Origin of the sequence: Salmonella enterica subsp. enterica serovar Typhimurium str. LT2, from assembly GCF_000006945.2 — a bacterium.
GTDB classification, from domain to species: domain Bacteria; phylum Pseudomonadota; class Gammaproteobacteria; order Enterobacterales; family Enterobacteriaceae; genus Salmonella; species Salmonella enterica.
This window is the reverse complement of sequence record NC_003197.2, coordinates 484,167-500,116: the sequence shown is the minus strand read 5'-3', so window position 1 is coordinate 500,116 and position 15,950 is coordinate 484,167. Positions and strand designations below refer to the sequence as shown.

Here is a 15,950-nt window from a genome sequence, read left to right as displayed (position 1 = left end):
CAACAACAAGACCCGGCAGAAGCCGGGTCTGTAGATGCCTATGTCAAGTCAATATTTACGTATTTTCCAGCAACCGCGCTCAGCCATTCTGCTGATATTGGGTTTTGCCTCCGGTCTCCCGCTGGCGCTCACCTCCGGTACGCTACAGGCGTGGATGACCGTCGAGAATATCGATCTTAAAACGATTGGCTTCTTCTCGCTGGTTGGTCAGGCCTATGTGTTTAAGTTTCTCTGGTCCCCGCTGATGGACCGCTACACGCCGCCTTTTTTAGGTCGTCGTCGCGGTTGGTTACTCGCCACCCAACTGTTGTTACTGGCGGCGATTGCGGCGATGGGCTTTCTTGAACCCGGCACGCAGCTACGCTGGATGGCGGCGCTGGCGGTGGTGATTGCTTTTTGCTCCGCCTCGCAGGATATCGTGTTCGACGCCTGGAAAACCGATGTTTTACCCGCAGAAGAACGCGGCGCTGGCGCGGCAATCAGCGTGCTTGGCTACCGGTTGGGGATGCTGGTTTCCGGCGGACTGGCGCTATGGCTGGCCGATCGCTGGCTCGGCTGGCAGGGCATGTACTGGCTGATGGCGGCATTGTTGATCCCCTGCATTATCGCCACCTTACTGGCGCCGGAACCGACCGATACTATCCCGTCCCCGAAATCGCTGGAACAGGCCGTCGTCGCGCCGCTACGCGATTTCTTTGGCCGTAATAACGCCTGGCTGATTTTACTGCTCATTGTGCTTTATAAACTGGGGGACGCCTTCGCTATGAGCCTGACCACCACCTTTTTGATTCGCGGCGTCGGCTTTGACGCTGGTGAAGTTGGCGTGGTCAATAAAACGCTGGGCCTGTTGGCAACGATCGTCGGCGCGTTATACGGCGGCATATTAATGCAGCGTCTTTCGCTGTTTCGCGCGCTGCTGATTTTCGGCATTTTGCAAGGCGCGTCCAACGCCGGTTACTGGTTGCTCTCCATTACCGATAAAAACATGTTCAGCATGGGCGCGGCGGTCTTTTTCGAAAATCTGTGCGGCGGGATGGGTACTGCCGCCTTTGTCGCCTTATTAATGACGCTATGTAATAAGTCGTTTTCCGCAACACAGTTTGCCCTACTGTCGGCCCTCTCCGCAGTAGGCCGCGTTTATGTTGGTCCTGTAGCGGGCTGGTTCGTTGAAGCGCACGGCTGGCCGACATTCTACCTCTTCTCGGTTGTCGCCGCCGTTCCCGGGCTGTTACTGTTGCTGGTCTGTCGGCAAACGCTGGAATATAGCTGGCAGAGCGAGCGTTTCATTCCCCGCACGCAATACCGTGGCGCCTACAATTTCGCGCTTTCAATCCTGCTCGCGGGCGTCGCTTTGCTGGCGGTATGGGTACTCCTGCTGACCATGAACGCGGTGGATTACACTAACTTCTCATTCCTGCCCGAATTGCTTGAGACTGCGGTAGTGGTTGCCGTGTGCGGCATTGTCTTTGGCGGGTTGCTGGACTACCTGGCGCTACGAAAAACACGCCTGCTGTAAAACATTATTTGCCGTTGTAATAACGACCCGGAATTATAACGGCTAAATAACCATCAATTGATAAAAAATATATTTGTCTTTTTGTGCGCAACAGAATTTTGGAAATTATTGGTAATTTCTACGCTACCTATTTTCTTTACACGATTCAGCCGATTAAATTTAAATTTCTGCCGTTGATTGTCCTTTTATTGATAATAAATTGTTAAGTAATTGTTTTATTTTTACATTGGTTATACCAATTATCCCTCAACATCCCACTTACAGACCTCATCCGTTATAACGCAAAGTTTCAACAGTGTCTTAAAGTTATTTCGACATACTTGGCAACATATGTGACATGCGCGGCAGAACTTGGTAACACAGAACCAATCATGTTTACAGTAATGTAACCTTACCGTAAAATGCCCCTACACTTTAAACGCCACCAGGTCCCGTGGAATTGAGGTCGTTAAATGAGACTCAGGAAATACAATAAAAGTTTGGGATGGTTGTCATTAATTGCAGGCACTGCATTACTCAGTGGCTGTAATTCTGCGCTGCTGGATCCCAAAGGACAGATTGGACTGGAGCAACGTTCGCTGATACTGACGGCATTTGGCCTGATGTTGATCGTCGTTATTCCCGCCATCTTGATGGCTGTTGGTTTCGCCTGGAAGTATCGTGCGAGTAATAAGGATGCGAAGTATAGCCCGAACTGGTCACACTCCAATAAAGTGGAAGCCGTGGTCTGGACGGTGCCTATCTTAATCATCATTTTCCTTGCCGTACTGACCTGGAAAACCACGCACGCGCTTGAACCAAGCAAGCCGCTGGCGCATGACGAAAAACCGATCACCATCGAAGTGGTTTCCATGGACTGGAAATGGTTCTTCATCTATCCGGAGCAGGGTATCGCCACCGTCAACGAGATCGCCTTCCCGGCGAACACGCCGGTTTATTTCAAAGTGACCTCCAACTCCGTGATGAACTCCTTCTTTATCCCGCGTCTGGGTAGCCAGATTTATGCCATGGCCGGTATGCAAACACGTTTGCATCTGATCGCCAACGAACCCGGAACCTACGATGGCATCTCCGCCAGCTATAGCGGCCCGGGCTTCTCTGGTATGAAGTTTAAAGCTATCGCCACCAAAGACCGCGCAGAATTCGACCAATGGGTCGCAAAAGCGAAGCAGTCTCCGAACACCATGAATGATATGGCGGCGTTCGAGAAAGTGGCTATGCCAAGCGAGTACAACAAGGTGGAATATTTCTCCAGCGTGAAACCTGATTTGTTCAAGGACGTTATTAACAAATTCATGGGCCACGGTAAGAGCATGGACATGACCCAACCTGAAGGTGAGCACAGCTCGCATGAAGGAATGGAAGGTATGGACATGAGCCACGCGGAATCCGCCAACTCCAAGGGTTGAGGAAGATAAGATGTTCGGAAAATTATCACTGGATGCAGTACCGTTCCATGAACCTATCGTCATGGTAACGATCGCTGCAATTATCGTCGGGGGACTGGCGATACTGGCAGCGATTACTTACTTCGGTAAGTGGACCTACCTATGGAAAGAGTGGTTAACGTCGGTTGACCATAAACGCCTCGGCATCATGTATATCATCGTCGCGATTGTGATGCTGTTACGTGGTTTCGCCGATGCCATCATGATGCGTAGCCAGCAGGCGCTTGCCTCCGCAGGCGAAGCGGGTTTTCTACCGCCGCACCACTACGATCAGATCTTTACCGCTCACGGCGTAATCATGATCTTCTTCGTGGCGATGCCCTTCGTTATCGGTCTGATGAACCTGGTGGTTCCGCTGCAGATCGGCGCGCGCGACGTTGCTTTCCCTTTCCTGAACAACCTGAGCTTCTGGTTCACCGTTGTCGGCGTTATTCTGGTTAACCTCTCGCTGGGCGTGGGTGAATTCGCGCAGACAGGGTGGCTGGCTTATCCGCCGCTATCGGGAATAGAGTACAGTCCTAGCGTCGGGGTCGATTACTGGATATGGGCGTTGCAACTCTCGGGTATTGGTACGACGTTAACCGGTATCAACTTCTTCGTGACGATCCTGAAGATGCGTGCGCCGGGTATGACAATGTTCAAGATGCCGGTCTTTACCTGGGCCTCTTTGTGCGCCAACGTACTGATCATCGCCTCTTTCCCGATTCTGACGGTTACCGTCGCGTTGCTGACCCTGGATCGCTATCTGGGCACCCATTTCTTTACCAACGATATGGGCGGCAACATGATGATGTACATCAACCTGATTTGGGCCTGGGGCCATCCGGAAGTGTACATTCTGATTCTGCCGGTCTTCGGGGTATTCTCCGAAATCGCAGCGACCTTCTCGCGTAAACGTCTGTTCGGCTATACCTCGCTGGTTTGGGCGACCGTCTGTATTACCGTACTGTCGTTTATCGTTTGGCTGCACCACTTCTTCACGATGGGCGCGGGCGCGAACGTTAACGCCTTCTTCGGTATCACCACCATGATTATCGCCATCCCGACCGGGGTGAAGATCTTCAACTGGTTGTTCACCATGTATCAGGGCCGTATCGTCTTCCATTCCGCAATGATGTGGACCATTGGCTTTATCGTGACCTTCTCGGTCGGCGGTATGACCGGCGTTCTGCTGGCGGTACCGGGCGCGGACTTCGTCCTGCACAACAGTCTGTTCCTGATTGCGCACTTCCATAACGTGATCATCGGCGGCGTGGTGTTTGGCTGCTTCGCAGGTATGACCTACTGGTGGCCGAAGGCGTTTGGCTTCAAGCTGAACGAAACCTGGGGTAAACGCGCCTTCTGGTTCTGGATTATCGGTTTCTTTGTAGCCTTTATGCCGCTGTACGTACTGGGCTTCATGGGCATGACCCGTCGCCTCAGCCAGCAAATTGATCCGCAGTTCCATACGATGCTGATGGTTGCCGCCGCCGGCGCCGCGCTGATTGCGCTGGGTATCCTGTGCCAACTGATTCAGATCTTCGTTTCTATTCGCGACCGCGATCAGAACCGCGATCTGACCGGCGACCCATGGGGTGGCCGTACGCTGGAGTGGTCAACCTCTTCTCCGCCGCCGTTCTATAACTTTGCCGTTGTGCCGCACGTTCACGAACGTGACGCCTTCTGGGAAATGAAAGAAAAAGGCGAAGCGTACCAACAGCCTGGACAGTATGAAGAGATTCATATGCCGAAAAATAGCGGTGCCGGTATTGTTATCGCCGCCTTCGCGACGGTATTTGGCTTCGCCATGATCTGGCATATCTGGTGGCTGGCGATAGTGGGTTTCGCAGGCATGATCATCAGCTGGATTGTAAAAAGCTTTGATGAAGATGTGGATTACTACGTGCCGGTCCCGGAAGTCGAAAAACTGGAAAACCAGCATTTCGATGAGATTACTAAGGCAGGGCTGAAAAATGGCAACTGATACTTTAACGCACGCGACTGCCCACGCGCACGAACACGGGCACCATGACGCAGGCCAGAACAAAATCTTCGGATTTTGGGTCTACCTGATGAGCGACTGCATTCTGTTCTCTATTCTGTTTGCTACCTATGCCGTTCTGGTGAACGGCACCGCTGGCGGCCCGACAGGTAAGGACATTTTCGAACTGCCGTTCGTTCTGGTTGAAACCTTCCTGCTGTTATTTAGCTCCATTACCTACGGCATGGCGGCGATCGCTATGCACAAGAACAACAAGAGCCAGGTTATCTCCTGGCTGGCGTTGACCTTCTTGTTCGGTGCCGGATTTATCGGGATGGAACTCTATGAATTCCATCACCTGATTGTTAACGGTATGGGCCCGGATCGCAGCGGCTTCCTGTCTGCGTTCTTCGCGCTGGTCGGCACGCACGGTCTGCACGTCACTTCCGGTTTGATCTGGATGGCGGTGCTGATGGTGCAAGTTGCCCGTCGCGGTCTGACCAGCACTAACCGTACCCGCATCATGTGTCTGAGCCTGTTCTGGCACTTCCTGGATGTGATTTGGATTTGCGTATTCACTGTTGTTTATCTGATGGGGGCGATGTAATGAGTCATTCTACCGAGAGCGGCGGCGCATCCCACGGCAGCGTAAAAACGTACATGACCGGCTTTATCCTGTCGGTCATCCTGACGGTTATTCCATTCTGGATGGTGATGACCGGCGCTGCCTCTCCGGCCGTTATTCTGGGATCTATCCTGGCAATGGCAGTGGTGCAGATTTTGGTGCATCTGGTGTGTTTCCTGCACATGAACACCAAATCTGATGAAGGCTGGAACATGACGGCCTTCATCTTTACCGTGCTGATCATCGCCATCCTGGTTGTGGGCTCCATCTGGATTATGTGGAACCTCAACTACAACATGATGATGCACTAAGAGCGGCGAGTATGATGTTTAAGCAATACCTGCAAGTAACGAAACCAGGCATCATCTTTGGCAACCTGATCTCGGTGATCGGGGGATTTCTGCTGGCCTCAAAGGGCAGCATTGACTATCCCCTGTTCATTTATACGCTGGTCGGGGTGTCACTGGTTGTGGCGTCGGGTTGTGTATTTAACAACTACATCGACAGGGATATCGACAGGAAGATGGAAAGGACCAAGAATCGGGTGCTGGTCAAAGGCCTGATTTCTCCTGGCGTCTCGCTGGTATACGCCACCCTGCTGGGTATTGCTGGCTTTATGCTGTTGTGGTTTGGCGCCAATCCTCTGGCCTGCTGGCTGGGGGTAATGGGCTTCGTGGTCTACGTTGGCGTGTACAGCTTGTACATGAAGCGTCACTCCGTCTACGGAACGCTGATTGGTTCTCTCTCCGGCGCAGCGCCGCCGGTGATTGGCTACTGCGCCGTAACGGGCGACTTTGACAGCGGCGCGGCGATCCTGTTGGCTATTTTCAGCCTCTGGCAGATGCCGCACTCTTACGCCATCGCCATTTTCCGCTTTAAGGACTATCAGGCGGCCAATATCCCGGTTCTGCCGGTGGTAAAAGGAATCTCAGTCGCTAAAAACCACATCACGCTGTACATCATTGCGTTTGCCGTTGCAACGCTAATGCTCACGTTGGGCGGTTATGCCGGTTACAAATACCTGGTGGTCGCCGCGGCGGTCAGCGTTTGGTGGCTCGGCATGGCGCTACGCGGTTACAAAGTGGAAGATGATAAGGTCTGGGCGCGCAAGCTGTTCGGCTTCTCTATCATTGCGATTACCGCGCTGAGTATCATGATGTCCGTTGATTTTATGGTGCCGAATTCGCAGAATCTGCTGACTTACGTCTGGTAACAAGCGTTGCTATTGAAAAAACCGCCGTGTCACAAACGGCGGTTTTTTTATCCATTTCATCAGGCAGTAACGCCCCACGAGTTATCGATTCTGAATAATATGTAAATTATCCGTTTTCAGTAAATCAACTTTTTTACCATTGATTGTTGCCGTCGCTGACTTCACGGTGAAAGTAAGTTTATGGTAATCACACAAGTCACCGTTTTTCATCAAGAGATATCCCATCGACTTAAAAGAATCCCCCATACCCTGTTCAGCACCCAGAGTATTGAGACCCAAAGGAGGAAAAGCGACCATTCTTTCGTCACTAACTCCAGCATCATTTTTTAATATCAATTCCACACGTAAGTTCGCAACATGAATTAACTTATTCGTATTGACAACAAATCCAATCTGACACAGAGGAATATTATCAATCCTGCCAAATAATCCCGCATATTTTTCTAATGTCAGCTCAGGAAGTTGCTGATTAAAATCATTACGGCGCTTTCGATCTTTTTCACAATAATCAAGATAATCGCGTTGTGTCATCTTTTTTATATAGCTGTTATCGTAATAGTGCCAGGATTGTTGGCAATCGACATCTACACTCTGGCCATTAAAATACATCTGTGCTAAATAATCAGCGGCCTCCTGTAATTTTTTCTCATAAGCTTTTTTAAAAAAATACAGCGCCTTATCGTAATCAACGTTAACCAGTACGCCAGAATAGTACATACGACCTAACGTATACAATGCTTCTCCATTACCTTGCTGCGCCGCCATTTCATACCATTTCCGGGCTTTCTCTCCATCTGGTTGTAATCCCAATCCGGCGTGTTCATAAAGAAAACCTAACAGCGTCTGTGAGTCGGCATCCCCCTTCTCGGCCGAAATTCGGAGCCATTTCAGCGCTTCAGCAATATCTATCGTTTTCGTTTCATTATTAAAATACAAAGTAGAGACCAGTTTTGCCGTCTGATACGCGACCTCAGGATCACCCTCTCTCGCCCAGAGTATCGCTATCCGCGCAAGATGTGATGAGTCAAAACCTATTCGACTCAGCAGTTTTCGCTCATCTGATTGCGGGGCATAAAAATAGAAACTTAAGCCTTGAATAAAATGAGGACGAAATGAAAGGTCTCTATATGCCTCAAGTTTATTACTATAAACACTCCCAATTATACGTTCACTCACCTTTTTATCGAGATTGATATTGGATAGATTAATTTTTTCTCTAAGCTGTTTTGCTAATGTTTTCGCTTGCGTAATGTCCTTTTGGGTACCGATGCCATATTCATAGAAATAAGCCGCATTAAAGCAACCATAATCACCGTCCAAATCACAAGCCTGCTCGTAGTACTTTATTGCTTGCGGAATATCCACAGATACTGAAACGCCGTACTCATAAATAAACCCCAGTTCTGCCAGCGCTTGGGCGTTATTATCTTTGGCTAACGCTTTTAGCTCATTTAGCGCCTGAATATCTTTCTGCGCAATACGGCTATACAACGCGTCAATATCATCACCTGCCTGGCATACCGATGCGAAAGAAAGCCCAAGCAGAAGCAAAAGATTCCATTTCCGTTTTATCATTTTTCATTCCCTTATTCTTTATCTAAAAAGCGCACACTGTCAGCTTTCAGTAAATCGACATTCTTACCGTTAATCGTTGCCGTAGCGGATTTCAGCGTAAAATGGATATCGCCGATCCCGTGACAAAAATCTTGCGTATACAGCGGGAGATCGTATGGGGTAACGAGAGGATCAACATCATGATTTTGCATATCTATCCCCAGAGTATTCAAACCGAATGGCGGAATCATCAACGTTTCCTCAGTTGCCATTCCATCAGCATTCTTCAGTTCAAGCGTAATATGCAAATTCGCCATGTTACGGATTTTATCTGTGCCAATCTGAAAAATTAGTGCGCATTCTTTCGGTTTAGCCGTTATCCCGCGAGAGAAAATTCTCTCTTTTTTCAGGGTTACTTTAGGTAAAGCATCCGCATTGTTTTTTCGACTCTGAATATCCGCTGCGCATTTACTTAAAAATATTTTTTCCTCAACTTTCTTACCTACATATCGAGATGCTTTCTTGTAATACGACCAGGCTTTATCACAATCAGGTGCAGTACCTAAACCGTTATAATACATCCAACTCAACGGCATCGTTGAGCGCGAATTAGTACCATCATTTTCAACCTGCGTAAATAATGCCAGCGCTTTAGCGTAATCAGTGCGCCCTGTTGCGCCAGAATAATAGATTTTACCTAACGCAATCTGTGCATCGCTGTCCCCCTGCTTAGCCGCCTGTCCATACCATTTTTGTGCTTCCTGAATGTCTGGCTTAATCCCCCACTCATCGCCCTCTCCCCCCGAATAAATACCCCCCAAGAGAGATTGGGCCTCAACGACGCCTTTTTCCGCGGCGGCGCGAAACCACTTCAATGACGCAGGTCTGGCTTGATAAGGCTCGTCCGCATAGCGACCGGAAAAGTCATTAAGGGTGAGTCGCCCCATCTGATAATCCATTTGCGGGTCGCCATCCTGCGACCATAACGTAGCCAGCCGAAATGTTTTTTCCTGGTTAAATCCAATACGGCTAAAAAAAAGCGCATCGCTCTCGGGTCTATTATTTAGAGCATGAATTAGTATACTAATAAATGCCGCCCGCTGCGATTTATCCGTATCGGCCAATGCTTTTGCCATGTAAATTTCTTGCGAAAACTTATCAATATATTCTTGCTCAATCAATAAATTATCCAGATTCATTTTCTTAGCATACTTATTGGCCTGAGCGCTATCTTTCGCCACTCCGTCGCCATACTGATAAGCATACTTCACATTATAACAGCCGTAGTTACCGCCAAGCTCACAGGCCTGCTTGTAATACTGCAACGCCCGTTCGCGATTCATCGGTACACTAAGGCCGTATTCATGGATAAACCCCAGTTCATCCAGAACCGAAGCTCTTTTTTCCACAGGCAAAGCATCAAGATCCTTCTGGGTAAGCGCAGCATATTTTACATCATCTTTACCGTTGTTCGCTGAAGCATTCACCTGGCTAACAAATAAAACACCCGCTAAAATACATAATGATAAAAATTTAATTTCCATAACGAATTCACTCCTTGAATAATATAATAAATGCGACTGCTGACGAATCTTCTGCCTGATAAACGCGCGCCATCACGCAGAAAGTTTGCTATCAGTCTCGGCGTTGTTGAATAAATCAAATTTTCAGAAGATGGGCGGATCTGATCATTGCCATCGTTTCAGAATCGGGTTCCTATGGCAAAGCAAAAGTTTAAAATCACCCACCGGCCAGCCACACTCAGGCAGCGCGGTTCGCTGACAGTCTGGCTTGACGAGTTCTGCTATTGCAACATGGAGCAACAGCGCACACAGCCTGAAGGCCGTGGCTAACCGCTACACTATACTGAGATGGCTCAGATAGCCACTACAGCTCAAGGAGATCGGAATATGAATGAGCACAAGGCTATGCTGACTCTCCCGATCGCCCCTATCGTGTTAACAATTTATCTCTTTTTTAGCTCAACTGTTTCAAAAACATAATATTTGCTAATTAACCCTCTATTTACCCGGCACACTCCCCGCACTACACTACTCCCAGCTTTTATACAGAGGTGGCAATGAACGATTATAAAATGACGCCAGGGGAGCTGCGCGCCACATGGGGTTTAGGGACCGTCTTTTCGTTGCGTATGCTGGGCATGTTTATGGTTCTACCAGTACTGACCACATACGGTATGGCGCTACAGGGCGCCAGCGAAGCATTAATCGGCATTGCGATCGGCATTTACGGGCTGGCGCAGGCTATCTTTCAAATTCCCTTTGGGCTGCTGTCCGACCGCATTGGCCGCAAACCGCTGATTGTCGGCGGACTGGCGGTATTTGTCGCGGGCAGCGTCATTGCCGCGCTCTCCCACTCAATCTGGGGCATTATTCTGGGGCGAGCGCTACAGGGGTCCGGCGCTATTGCCGCCGCCGTCATGGCGCTCCTGTCTGACCTCACCCGCGAGCAAAACCGTACCAAAGCGATGGCGTTTATCGGCGTCAGCTTTGGTATCACCTTCGCGATTGCGATGGTATTAGGGCCGATCGTTACCCATAGTCTGGGATTGAACGCGTTGTTCTGGATGATCGCCGCCCTCGCCACTCTGGGCATTCTTCTGACGATCTGGGTGGTTCCCAACAGTACCAACCATGTGCTGAATCGCGAATCCGGGATGGTCAAAGGCAGCTTCAGTAAAGTGCTGGCGGAGCCGAGGCTGCTCAAACTCAATTTCGGCATTATGTGTCTGCATATTTTATTGATGTCCACCTTTGTCGCCCTGCCCGGCCAGCTTGCCGATGCCGGTTTCCCTGCCGCCGAACACTGGAAGGTGTATCTGGCAACCATGGTGATCGCCTTTGCCGCCGTCGTGCCTTTTATTATCTATGCTGAAGTCAAACGGCGGATGAAGCAGGTATTCCTGTTCTGCGTGGGGCTCATTGTCGTCGCAGAAATCGTGTTGTGGGGAGCGGGCCAGCATTTCTGGGAGCTGGTGATTGGCGTACAACTCTTTTTCCTCGCCTTTAATCTGATGGAGGCGCTGCTGCCTTCGCTTATTAGCAAAGAGTCGCCCGCGGGGTATAAAGGAACGGCGATGGGCGTCTATTCTACCAGTCAGTTTCTTGGCGTGGCGCTTGGCGGCTCGCTGGGCGGCTGGATAGACGGCACGTTTGATGGGCAAACCGTTTTCCTTGCCGGGGCCGTACTGGCGATGGTATGGCTGGCAGTGGCAAGTACCATGAAAGAGCCGCCCTATGTCAGCAGCCTGCGTGTGGAAATTCCAGCGGATATCGTTGCTGACGACAGGCTAAAACAGCGACTGTTGGCAATGAAAGGCGTAAGCGAAGCGCTGATCGTGGCGGAAGAGCATTCCGCTTACGTCAAAATCGACAGCAAAGTGACCAATCGCTTTGAAGTTGAACAGCTTATCAGCAAAGGATGAATACTGCATTGCCGGATGGCGGCGAGGCTCTATCCGGCATAACAACTTAATCGCGGAAGTTTTTGAACTGGAACGGCTGGCCCAAATCGCCGCCGCGAACCAGCGCCATTACCGATTGCAGATCGTCACGTGATTTGCCCGTCACGCGAATCTCTTCCCCCTGAATTTGCGCCTGCACCTTCAGTTTGCTGTCTTTAATCAGCTTGACGATTTTCTTCTGCACGGCGCTTTCAATGCCCTGCTTCAGCTTCGCTTCCACATACCAGGTTTTACCGCTATGCACGAACTCGTCCGGTACATCCAGCGAAGCGCCTTCAATACCGCGTTTAAGCAGCTTGGCGCGCAGAATATCGAGCAACTGATTGACCTGGAAATCGGACTCGCTCAGCACCTTGATGGTTTTATTGGCATCGTTCAGTTCAATAGTCGCCTCTACGCCACGGAAGTCAAAACGAGACTCAACCTCGCGAACCGCGTTATCCACACCGTTACGCGCTTCCTGCAGATCAACTTCAGAAACAATATCGAAAGATGGCATCTTTTCTTCTCCCTTCATTTTCGTTGCGTTGCATAATACCTGCAACGAGGCTTAACGAGAAGCTTAGCTGATGACGCTATAATTAGCGCCATAACACCTGGCGCTGTTGCAGGTGAGGAGGAACAATGAAAATTACTGTACTGGGATGCGGAGCCTTAGGACAACTTTGGCTTTCGGCACTGTGCAAACACGGACATGACGTACAGGGCTGGCTACGGGTGCCACAACCTTATTGCAGCGTAAATCTGATCGATACCGATGGTTCCTTTTTCAACGAATCACTGACGGCAAACGATCCGGATTTTTTGGCGAAGAGCGAACTGTTATTAGTCACGCTGAAAGCGTGGCAGGTTTCCGACGCAGTACGAACCCTGGCGTCAACCCTACCGGTGACGTCGCCTATCCTGCTCATTCATAATGGAATGGGAACCATAGAAGAACTGCAAAATATCCAACAGCCGATGTTGATGGGGACTATCACCCATGCTGCGCGCCGCGACGGTAATATCATTATTCATGTCGCTAACGGTACTACGCATATTGGCCCGGCGCGCGAGCAAGACGGCGATTACAGTTATCTCGCCGATATCCTGCAGGGGGTACTGCCCGATGTCGCCTGGCATAACAATATCCGCGCAGAGATGTGGCGCAAACTGGCGGTCAACTGTGTTATCAACCCGCTCACCGCGCTTTGGAACTGCCCGAACGGCGAGCTGCGCCATCATACTGATGAAATCAACGCGATTTGCGAAGAGGTCGCCGCCGTGATTGAACGTGAAGGCTACCACACATCGGCAGACGATTTACGCTATTATGTTGAGCAAGTGATTGACAGTACGGCAGAAAACATCTCATCCATGTTGCAGGACGTGCGTGCCATGCGCCATACCGAAATTGACTACATCACCGGTTATTTACTCAAGCGCGCCCGCGTGCACGGTCTCGCCGTTCCGGAAAATAGCCGCCTGTTTGAAATGGTAAAGCGAAAGGAGAGTGAGTATGAGCGCTCAGGCACTGGTATGCCTCGCCCCTGGTAGTGAAGAGACCGAAGCGGTCACCACTATCGATCTGCTGGTTCGCGGCGGAATCCACGTCACTACCGCCAGCGTCGCCAGCGATGGCAACCTGACGATTGTCTGCTCGCGCGGTGTAAAGCTACTGGCGGATGCGCCGCTGGTTGAAGTTGCCGACGGCGATTATGACATCATCGTGTTGCCCGGCGGAATTAAAGGCGCCGAGTGCTTTCGCGACAGCCCGCTGCTGGTCGAAACCGTAAAACAGTTTCACCGCTCCGGGCGCATTGTCGCAGCCATTTGCGCCGCAGCCGCCACAGTGCTCGTGCCGCACGATATCTTCCCTATCGGCAATATGACCGGTTTTCCGGCGCTGAAAGATAAGATCCCCGCCGAACAGTGGCTGGATAAGCGTGTGGTGTGGGATGCGCGGGTAAAATTATTAACCAGCCAGGGACCGGGTACCGCTATCGATTTTGGTTTGAAAATCATCGACCTGTTGGCTGGTCGTGAAAAAGCGCATGAAGTGGCTTCGCAACTGGTGATGGCGGCGGGGATTTATAACTACTACGAATAAGAATGATTGCCGGATGGCGGCGTAAACACCTTATCCGGCCTACAAAACGGTACAGTCTGTAGGCCGAATAAGCGACAGCGCCATCCGGCAGTTATTTTACGGGCGTTCGCCCTGCGCCAGACGCGCATTAATATGCGCAATCACCCCAGGTAAATCCGCCAGTGAATCCACCACGTAATGCGCCCCGGCGGCGTACAGCTTGCTGGCCGCGTGCTCGCGGCGGACCGCAACGTCCTCTTTCGACATTGTCTGATAGGCGTCCCATGTTGCGCCGAATTCGTTACCCGATACCGCCAGCCCCACCGTCCACATCCCCGCGTTAAGCCCCTCGCTAATGCCCGGCGCGGCATCATCTACCTTCACACAGTGCGCGACCGCATCAATGCCCAGCGCAATCACGTTTTGCAGCGCCATCCACGGCCCCGGGCGACCACCCGCGGCCAGGTCGTCCGTTGCCACCCAATGATCCGGACGATAGCCATGCCCGGCGGCGGCGGGGACCAGGCGCTCCATCACCGCTCGTGGGTAACCGGAGCAGGAGCCTATCTTGATACCCTCGGCTCGTAGCGCCGCGATCGTGTCGATAACTCCGGCAATAGGAGAAGAAAAATCGACAACTTTAGCAATCTGTAACGGCATGAAAGCGGCGTAGATGGCATCAATATCTGCTGCGCTCATGGAGCGGCCAAACTTTGCCTGCCAGCGCGCGTCAACAGCAGGTAATTTTCCCAGCGCTTCAATGTGTTGCCATTTACCCAGCCCCATTGGCACGCGTGCTTCAGCGAGGGTGATCTCCACATCAAATGCCTGACGGAACGCCTCAACGAAAATTTGCGTCGGCGCGAAGGAGCCAAAATCGACGGTGGTGCCCGCCCAGTCGAGAATAACAGCGTGAATACGGTTCATCATGGTTCCTTATTTCGTCCAGTACATGGCGGTACGAATGGCGGTCAGCAGGGCCGTGATATCGGCGGCATATACTTCGCCAATATTGCCGATGCGGAAGCAGTCGCTTTGCGACACTTTGCCAGGATAGATAACAAAGCCCTGCTCTTTGAGGCGGCGATAAAATTCGCTAAAGCGATACTGCGGGTCTTCCGGTGAATAAAAGGCGGTGATAATGGGCGAATGAAGTTCGTCATCCAGCAGCGTGTTAAAGCCCAGCGCCCGCATTCCGGCCACCAGGCTGCGCTGATTTTGCTGATAGCGTTGATGACGTGCCGCTACGCCACCTTCTTTCGCCAGCTCTTTCAGCGCCTGTGCAAACGCCAGGACGGTATGTGTGGGCGAAGTAAAACGCCATTTGCCGTGGTTATCCTCCATGCAGCGCCACTGGGCGTAGAGATCTAACGACAGCGAGCGGGAATGCCCTTTGCACGCGGCCAGTTTTTGCTCGCGGGCAATCACAAAGGCAAAACCCGGCACGCCCTGAATGCATTTATTGGCGGAGCTGATCAGATAGTCGATGTGTAATGCTGCAATATCCATGGGGATGCCGCCGAAGCTGCTCATGGCGTCAACGATGTAGGTTTTGCCATAGCGATGCGCCAGAGCGCCCACCTCATCAATGGGGTTGAGCATCCCGGTGGTCGTTTCGCTATGCACCATGGCGATATGGCTGATCGTCGGGTCGGCGTTGAGGATCGCGTCGATCGCCTGCACATCCGGGCGCGCAACTTCGCCGCAGTCGTAAGCGTGATGGGCGATTCCCATAAGGCCGGCCATCTCGACCATTCGTGCGCCGTATGCACCGTTGCTGACGATCAGCACCTTATCCTGCGGCCCCAATGCGCTGCCCAGTACGGCTTCCACAGCATAGCTGCCGCTGCCTTGCAGCAGTACGGAGGTGTAGCCTTCGGAGGCCGTTGCCAGTGCGGTCAGCTGCTGGCGGATCTGTTCTACCACGCCGATATTGTAATCATCATCCCAGGTACAGCTATCGAACAACATCGCTTCTTTCACGGTGCGAGAGGTGGTGAGCGGGCCAGGAGTCAGCAACAGATAGTTACGCGAAGTCATGTTATTTACCTTTGGTCTATACCAGATTGCATTTATCATGAC

General features: G+C 51.3%; 15 protein-coding genes and 15 other annotated features. Of the genes, 10 read left to right on the top strand and 5 right to left on the bottom strand.

Going from position 1 to position 15,950, the window contains the following annotated elements; translation table 11 throughout:
• Window positions 1-22 precede the first annotated feature (22 nt).
• Window positions 23-28 (top strand) — a ribosome-binding site (putative RBS for ampG; RegulonDB:STMS1H000789).
• The 6 genes from ampG to cyoE all read left to right on the top strand — a co-directional run bounded on the left by ampG (window position 23) and on the right by cyoE (window position 6,762).
• Window positions 23-1,516 (top strand): MFS family, muropeptide transporter gene (gene ampG, locus STM0444; protein NP_459440.1). Within the gene, window positions 41-1,516 belong to an annotated coding region; the region does not span the whole gene. It overlaps the preceding feature by 6 nt.
• Window positions 1,517-1,689: 173 nt before the next feature.
• Window positions 1,690-1,752 (top strand) — a protein binding site (putative binding site for ArcA, RegulonDB: STMS1H000013).
• A gap of 135 nt (window positions 1,753-1,887) precedes the next feature.
• Window positions 1,888-1,896 (top strand) — a -35 signal (putative -35_signal for cyoA; RegulonDB:STMLTH004674).
• The gene (gene cyoA / locus STM0443; RefSeq protein ID NP_459439.1) for a cytochrome o ubiquinol oxidase subunit II occupies window positions 1,888-2,925 on the top strand. Within the gene, window positions 1,969-2,925 belong to an annotated coding region; the region does not span the whole gene. (Overlaps the previous feature by 9 nt.)
• Window positions 1,904-1,912: a -10 signal (putative -10_signal for cyoA; RegulonDB:STMLTH004674), on the top strand. It overlaps the preceding gene by 9 nt.
• Window positions 1,950-1,955, top strand: a ribosome-binding site (putative RBS for cyoA; RegulonDB:STMS1H000788).
• Window positions 2,924-2,929 (top strand) — a ribosome-binding site (putative RBS for cyoB; RegulonDB:STMS1H000787).
• Window positions 2,924-4,927, top strand: a protein-coding gene (gene cyoB, locus STM0442) for a cytochrome o ubiquinol oxidase subunit I (protein ID NP_459438.1). Within the gene, window positions 2,936-4,927 belong to an annotated coding region; the region does not span the whole gene. It overlaps the preceding feature by 6 nt. The genes cyoA and cyoB overlap by 2 nt, the downstream gene beginning before the upstream one ends.
• Window positions 4,905-4,910: a ribosome-binding site (putative RBS for cyoC; RegulonDB:STMS1H000786), on the top strand. (Overlaps the previous gene by 6 nt.)
• Window positions 4,905-5,531, top strand: a protein-coding gene (cyoC, locus tag STM0441; protein ID NP_459437.1) for a cytochrome o ubiquinol oxidase subunit III. Within the gene, window positions 4,917-5,531 belong to an annotated coding region; the region does not span the whole gene. The genes cyoB and cyoC overlap by 23 nt, the downstream gene beginning before the upstream one ends.
• Window positions 5,517-5,522, top strand: a ribosome-binding site (putative RBS for cyoD; RegulonDB:STMS1H000785). It overlaps the preceding gene by 6 nt.
• Window positions 5,517-5,860, top strand: a protein-coding gene (gene cyoD / locus STM0440) for a cytochrome o ubiquinol oxidase subunit IV (RefSeq protein NP_459436.1). Within the gene, window positions 5,531-5,860 belong to an annotated coding region; the region does not span the whole gene. Before cyoC ends, cyoD begins: the two co-directional genes overlap by 15 nt.
• Window positions 5,861-5,862: 2 nt before the next feature.
• Window positions 5,863-5,868, top strand: a ribosome-binding site (putative RBS for cyoE; RegulonDB:STMS1H000784).
• The gene (cyoE, locus tag STM0439) for a protohaeme IX farnesyltransferase (haeme O biosynthesis) (protein ID NP_459435.1) occupies window positions 5,863-6,762 on the top strand. Within the gene, window positions 5,872-6,762 belong to an annotated coding region; the region does not span the whole gene. (Overlaps the previous feature by 6 nt.)
• 81 nt (window positions 6,763-6,843) lie before the next feature.
• Here cyoE and STM0438 read toward each other — a convergent pair.
• Both STM0438 and STM0437 read right to left on the bottom strand, forming a co-directional pair.
• The gene (locus STM0438) for a putative TPR repeat protein (RefSeq protein NP_459434.1) occupies window positions 6,844-8,131 on the bottom strand. Within the gene, window positions 6,844-8,127 belong to an annotated coding region; the region does not span the whole gene.
• Window positions 8,126-8,131, bottom strand: a ribosome-binding site (putative RBS for STM0438; RegulonDB:STMS1H000783). (Overlaps the previous gene by 6 nt.)
• 217 nt (window positions 8,132-8,348) lie before the next feature.
• The gene (locus tag STM0437; RefSeq protein NP_459433.1) for a putative periplasmic protein occupies window positions 8,349-9,867 on the bottom strand. Within the gene, window positions 8,349-9,860 belong to an annotated coding region; the region does not span the whole gene.
• Window positions 9,862-9,867: a ribosome-binding site (putative RBS for STM0437; RegulonDB:STMS1H000782), on the bottom strand. It overlaps the preceding gene by 6 nt.
• A 140-nt stretch (window positions 9,868-10,007) precedes the next feature.
• Here STM0437 and STM0436A point away from each other — a divergent pair.
• Both STM0436A and yajR read left to right on the top strand, forming a co-directional pair.
• Window positions 10,008-10,169 (top strand): IS903 transposase, encoded by a 162-nt coding sequence (locus STM0436A; RefSeq protein NP_446891.1) that lies wholly within the window; start codon window positions 10,008-10,010, stop codon window positions 10,167-10,169.
• A gap of 242 nt (window positions 10,170-10,411) precedes the next feature.
• Complete coding sequence (gene yajR, locus STM0436) at window positions 10,412-11,761, top strand: putative MFS family transporter (RefSeq protein NP_459431.3); 1,350 nt, start codon at window positions 10,412-10,414, stop codon at window positions 11,759-11,761.
• Window positions 11,762-11,807: 46 nt separating this feature from the next.
• On the opposite strand, the gene yajQ is transcribed toward yajR, so the two are convergent.
• Window positions 11,808-12,317 (bottom strand): putative cytoplasmic protein, encoded by a 510-nt coding sequence (gene yajQ, locus STM0435; RefSeq protein NP_459430.3) that lies wholly within the window; start codon window positions 12,315-12,317, stop codon window positions 11,808-11,810.
• A 96-nt stretch (window positions 12,318-12,413) separates the two neighbouring features.
• Window positions 12,414-12,419 (top strand) — a ribosome-binding site (putative RBS for apbA; RegulonDB:STMS1H000781).
• On the opposite strand from yajQ, the gene apbA reads away from it, so the two are divergent.
• The gene (gene apbA, locus STM0434; RefSeq protein NP_459429.1) for a ketopantoate reductase occupies window positions 12,414-13,336 on the top strand. Within the gene, window positions 12,425-13,336 belong to an annotated coding region; the region does not span the whole gene. Its footprint overlaps the feature before it by 6 nt.
• Window positions 13,286-13,291 (top strand) — a ribosome-binding site (putative RBS for thiJ; RegulonDB:STMS1H000780). Its footprint overlaps the gene before it by 6 nt.
• Window positions 13,286-13,889, top strand: a protein-coding gene (gene thiJ / locus STM0433) for a 4-methyl-5(beta-hydroxyethyl)-thiazole synthesis (RefSeq protein NP_459428.1). Within the gene, window positions 13,299-13,889 belong to an annotated coding region; the region does not span the whole gene. The genes apbA and thiJ overlap by 51 nt, the downstream gene beginning before the upstream one ends.
• 96 nt (window positions 13,890-13,985) lie before the next feature.
• Here the strand turns inward: thiJ and phnX are convergent.
• Both phnX and phnW read right to left on the bottom strand, forming a co-directional pair.
• The gene (gene phnX / locus STM0432; protein NP_459427.1) for a 2-aminoethylphosphonate transport occupies window positions 13,986-14,805 on the bottom strand. Within the gene, window positions 13,986-14,798 belong to an annotated coding region; the region does not span the whole gene.
• Window positions 14,800-14,805, bottom strand: a ribosome-binding site (putative RBS for phnX; RegulonDB:STMS1H000779). Its footprint overlaps the gene before it by 6 nt.
• Window positions 14,805-15,914, bottom strand: a protein-coding gene (gene phnW, locus STM0431) for a 2-aminoethylphosphonate transport (protein NP_459426.1). Within the gene, window positions 14,805-15,908 belong to an annotated coding region; the region does not span the whole gene. Before phnW ends, phnX begins: the two co-directional genes overlap by 1 nt.
• Window positions 15,909-15,914: a ribosome-binding site (putative RBS for phnW; RegulonDB:STMS1H000778), on the bottom strand. (Overlaps the previous gene by 6 nt.)
• Window positions 15,915-15,950: the final 36 nt, after the last annotated feature.